3 protein-coding genes are annotated in these 4,966 nt (G+C 72.5%); 2 read left to right on the plus strand and 1 reads right to left on the minus strand.

The window, feature by feature from the left end; translation table 11 throughout:
* Window positions 1-106: 106 nt before the first annotated feature.
* Window positions 107-1,861 carry an ABC transporter ATP-binding protein gene (locus GTW08_RS29750; RefSeq protein WP_073575137.1) on the minus strand — a complete coding sequence of 585 codons (1,755 nt, stop codon included), beginning with the start codon at window positions 1,859-1,861 and terminating at the stop codon, window positions 107-109.
* 290 nt (window positions 1,862-2,151) lie between these two features.
* Here GTW08_RS29750 and GTW08_RS29755 point away from each other — a divergent pair, with 290 nt between their 5' ends.
* Both GTW08_RS29755 and GTW08_RS29760 read left to right on the plus strand, forming a co-directional pair.
* Window positions 2,152-3,186, plus strand: coding sequence for a GDP-mannose 4,6-dehydratase (locus tag GTW08_RS29755; RefSeq protein WP_073575136.1), 1,035 nt, complete (start codon window positions 2,152-2,154; stop codon window positions 3,184-3,186).
* 172 nt (window positions 3,187-3,358) lie between these two features.
* Window positions 3,359-4,966, plus strand: a 1,608-nt coding sequence (locus tag GTW08_RS29760; protein WP_202417893.1) for a type I polyketide synthase, incomplete at its 3' end; no start/stop codon positions are given.

Consider the following 4,966-nt stretch of genomic DNA (forward strand, 5'->3'; position numbering starts at 1 on the left):
CCGCAGCAGCCCCACGAGCCGGCGCGCCGGGCGGTCACCCGGCGCGGGTCCGTCGGGTGGTCCCGCCGGGCCCTCCCCCGGCCGGGTGGCCGCCGACGGGGCGGGCTCAGTGACGTCCGGCGAGGCCATGGGCGACGTCCTCCTCGGTGGGCTGGGAGTTCGCGATCTCGCGGTAGGTCGGGCTGTCGCGCAGGACGTCGTCGTGGGTACCGTCGGCGACCAGCCGTCCGGCGTCGAGGACGACGACCCGGTCGGCGTCGCGCGCGGTGGCGACCCGCTGGGTCACGGTGATCACGGTGGCGCCTGCGGTCCACGGGGCCAGCGCCGCCCGCAGTGCGGCGTCGGTGGCCTGGTCCAACGCGGAGAAGCAGTCGTCGAACAGGTAGATCTCGGGCCGGCGGACCAGGGTGCGGGCGATGCACAGCCGCTGGCGCTGGCCACCGGACACGGTGGTGCCGCCCTGCGCGATCTCCGCGTCCAGACCGCCCGGCATCCGCGCGACGAAGCCGTCGGCCTGCGCGACGCGCAATGCCTCCCAGAGCTCGTCGTCGGTCGCGTCCGTCCGCCCGAACCGCAGATTGCTCGCGACCGTGCCGGCGAACAGGTAGGGGCGCTGCGGCACGAACCCGACGACGCCGGTGAGCACCGCGGGGTCGAGCCGTCGCACGTCGGTGCCACCCACCCGGACCGTGCCCGCGGTCGGATCGACCAGCCGCAGCACGAGGTTCAGCAGGGTCGACTTGCCGCTCCCGGTGCCGCCCAGCACCGCGAGCCGCTCGCCCGGCTCGACGACCAGGTCGACCCCGCGCAGCACCGCACGCTCCGCGCCCGGGTAGCGGAACTCGGCGTCCCGGATCTCGACCCGTCCCGCGGGGCCGTGGAGCGGAGCCGGGGTCGCCGGTGCGGCCACGGCCGGCTCGGTGTCGAGCACCTCCAGGATCCGGCCCGCCCCCACCCGGGCCCGCGGCACCTGCAGGAACACGAACGCGAGCATCACGACCGACATGAGAATCAACGACAGGTAGAACAGGAATGCGCTGAGCGCGCCCAGCTGCATCACGCCTGCGTCGATGCGGTGGGCGCCGAGCCACATCAGGACGACCGTGAACACGTTCATCATCAGCAGCACCAGCGGCAGCATCGTGGCGATCAGCCGGCCGACCTGCCGGGAGAGGTCGAGGAACGCGTCGTTGCTGCGGGTGAAGCGCACCTGCTCGTGGTCCTCACGGACGAACGAGCGGACCACCCGCACCCCCGTGATCGACTCCCGGAGCAGCCGTCCGAGGTCGTCGAGGGCGAGCTGCATCCGGCCGTAGAGGCCACCCATCCGGACCAGCAGCAGACCGAAGGCCACCCCGACGACCAGCACGAGGACGACCAGCAGCAGTGCCAGCGGTACGTCCTGCGCCAGCGCGAGCACGATGCTGCCGATGCACATCAGGGGGGCGGACACGACGACACCGAACCCGGAACGGGCGAGGTTCTGCACCTGTTGGACGTCGTTGACCGTGCGGGTCAGCAGCGACGCCGTCCCGAACCTGCCGATCTCGCGGGCGGAGAAGTCCAGGATGCGGTCGAACACCGCGGCGCGCAGGTCCCGGCCCACCGCGGTGGAGGTGCGTGCCCCCAGGGCGGTCGCCGCCAGCGCCGCCGCGATCTGGACCACGGCGGTGCCGGCCATCAGCACCCCGAGCTCGGCGATCCGGCCGGGGTCGGCGCGGACCACACCCTCGTCGATGAGGGCCGCGCCGAGCGTCGGCAGCAGCAGCGTTCCGGCGATCTGCGCGGTCTGGAGGACGACGAGGGCGCCCGCCGGCCCGGCGTAGCCGCGCAGCCGGGTGCGCGCGAGTCTCCACAGCACGTCAGGACACCCCCGGTTCACGGCGACCGCCGGGCCGCCCGGTGGACGATGCCGGTGGCACACCGGCCAGGACAGCCGACCAGACCGCGGACCCGGAATCCCCCAGTTCTGCTCACCATTTCCTGCGGCCGCACTCGTGAATTCCCTACATCCCGGCGGATTCGTTGACACCGTCTCGCCGATCTTGCCAGCGTGCGGCGTGTCTCTCGTCCGGACAGCGTATTCGCCGCCGTGCCGACGGCCGGTCGACGCGTATGGGCGGGCCCGGTAACGGTCGAAAGGGAATCCCGATGTCCAAACGCGCACTGATCACCGGAATCACCGGTCAGGACGGCTCCTACCTGGCGGAGCACCTGCTGTCGCAGGGCTACCAGGTCTGGGGCCTGATCCGGGGGCAGGCCAACCCCCGCAAGACGCGGGTCAGCCGGCTGGCGTCCGAGCTGGAGTTCGTCGACGGCGACCTGATGGACCAGGCCAGCCTGGTCTCGGCCGTCGACACGGTGCAGCCCGACGAGGTCTACAACCTCGGCGCGATCTCGTTCGTCCCGATGTCCTGGCAGCAGGCCGAGCTCGTCACCGAGGTCAACGGCACCGGTGTGCTCCGGGTGCTCGAGGCGATCCGGATGGTCTCCGGCCTCTCGATGTCGCGCACGGCGTCGCCGAACGGGCAGATCCGCTTCTACCAGGCCTCGTCGTCGGAGATGTTCGGCAAGGCCGCGGAGACCCCGCAGCGGGAGACGACGCTGTTCCACCCGCGCAGCCCCTACGGCGCCGCCAAGGCCTACGGCCACTACATCACCCGCAACTACCGCGAGTCGTTCGGCATGTACGCGGTGTCGGGCATGCTGTTCAACCACGAGTCGCCGCGCCGTGGCCAGGAGTTCGTCACCCGGAAGATCTCCCTGGCGGTCGCCCGGATCAAGCTCGGCCTGCAGCGCGACCTCGCGCTGGGCAACCTCGACGCGGTGCGCGACTGGGGCTACGCGGGTGACTACGTCCGCGCGATGCACCTCATGCTGCAGCAGGGCGAGCCCGACGACTACGTGATCGGCACCGGCCAGATGCACTCGGTGCGGGACGCGGTGCAGATCGCTTTCGAGCACGTGGGGCTGGACTGGCGGGACAAGGTCGTCATCGACCCGGCGCTGGTGCGCCCGGCCGAGGTCGAGGTGCTGTGCGCCGACAGCCTGCGGGCCCGGCGGCTGCTCGACTGGACGCCCGAGGTCGACTTCCCCGAGCTCATGCGGATGATGGTCGACTCCGACCTCGAGCACGTGGCGCGGGAGAACGAGTACGGCCACCTGCTGCTGGCCGCCAACTGGTGAACCGGCGGACGACACACTAGGGATTTCCGGCCCGGATCCTCCGCAGAATCATCTGCGATGAGCCCCTCCGCCGTACGGCGGGAACGGGGCGGCGATTCGGTTCCTGTCGGATGTGTGCGGAATTCCGGCGCGATTGTCAGCGGGCGTCGGCGGCGAGACGGGTGGAGTTGGAATGGACAACGAACAGAAGCTCCGGGACTACCTCAAGCTGGCCACGGCCGACCTGCGCCGTACCCGCCGGCGGGTGAGCGAGCTCGAGTCCGCCGCCCAGGAGCCGATCGCCGTCGTCGGGATGGCCTGCCGCTATCCCGGCGGTGTCCGCAGCCCGGAGGACCTGTGGCGGATGGTCGAGGCGGGGGAGGACGGCGTCACGCCGTTCCCCACCGACCGCGGCTGGGACACCGCCGCGTTCGCCGGCTCCCCGACGAGATCCGGCGGGTTCCTGCACGACGCCCCCGACTTCGACGCCGAGTTCTTCGGCATCTCCCCGCGCGAGGCCGTCGCGATGGACCCGCAGCAGCGGGTCGTCCTGGAGTCCGCCTGGGAGGCGTTCGAGCGGTCCGGGATCGACCCGGTCTCGCTGCAGGGCACCCGCACCGGTGTGTTCGTCGGCGCGATGGCGCAGGACTACCGGGTCGGCCCGGCGGACGGCGCCGAGGGTTTCCAGCTCACCGGCAACACCGGCAGCGTCCTATCGGGGCGCATCTCCTACACCTTCGGCACGGTCGGCCCCGCCGTTACGGTCGACACCGCGTGCTCGTCGTCGCTGGTGGCGGTGCACCTCGCCACCCAGGCCCTGCGGGGCGGTGAGTGCTCGCTGGCACTGGCCGGCGGTGTCACCGTGATGTCCGGGCCCGGCACCTTCATCGAGATGGGCCGCCAGGGAGGACTGTCCGCCGACGGCCGCTGCCGATCCTTCGGCGACACGGCCGACGGAACCGGCTGGGCCGAGGGCGTCGGCCTGCTCGTCCTGGAGCGGCTGTCCGACGCGCGCCGCAACGGGCACGAGGTGCTGGCCGTCGTCCGCGGCTCCGCGGTCAACCAGGACGGCGCGTCCAACGGGCTCACCGCCCCGAACGGCCCGTCCCAGCAGCAGGTCATCGAACAGGCGCTGGTCAACGCCCGGCTGTCGGCTGGCGACGTCGACGTCGTCGAGGCGCACGGCACCGGAACCACCCTCGGCGACCCGGTCGAGGCGCAGGCGCTGCTGGCCACCTACGGACGGGACCGGGACGTCGAGCGCCCGCTGCTGCTCGGCTCGGTCAAGTCGAACATCAGCCACACCCAGGCCGCCGCCGGCGTCGCCGGGGTGATCAAGATGGTGATGGCGATGCGGCACGGGGTACTGCCCCGCACGCTGCTCGCCGAGGACCCCAGCCGGCACGTCGACTGGTCCCCGGACACCGTCCGCATCCTCACCGAGAACACCGACTGGCCGGCCACCGGAGCCCCGCGCCGCGCCGCGGTCTCCTCGTTCGGGATCAGCGGCACCAACGCCCACACCATCATCGAGCAGGCCCCCGCCCCCGAGACCGGTACCCCTGCCCCCGAGGACGACGGCCCGGCCGTCGGCGAGCCCGGCCCGACCGAGCCCGGCACCGTCCCGGTCCTGCTCTCCGGGCGCACCCCCGAGGCGCTGCAGGCCCAGGCCGCCGCGCTCGGCGAGGCACTCGCCGCCGCCCCCGACACCCCGCTGACCGACGTCGCGTGGTCGCTGGCCACAACCCGGACCGCGTTCGCCCACCGCGCCGTGCTGCTCGCCGCCGACCGCGACGCCCTC

It is taken from the genome of Pseudonocardia sp. SID8383 (genome assembly GCF_009864975.1).
Taxonomy (GTDB): Bacteria; Actinomycetota; Actinomycetes; order Mycobacteriales; family Pseudonocardiaceae; genus Pseudonocardia; species Pseudonocardia alni.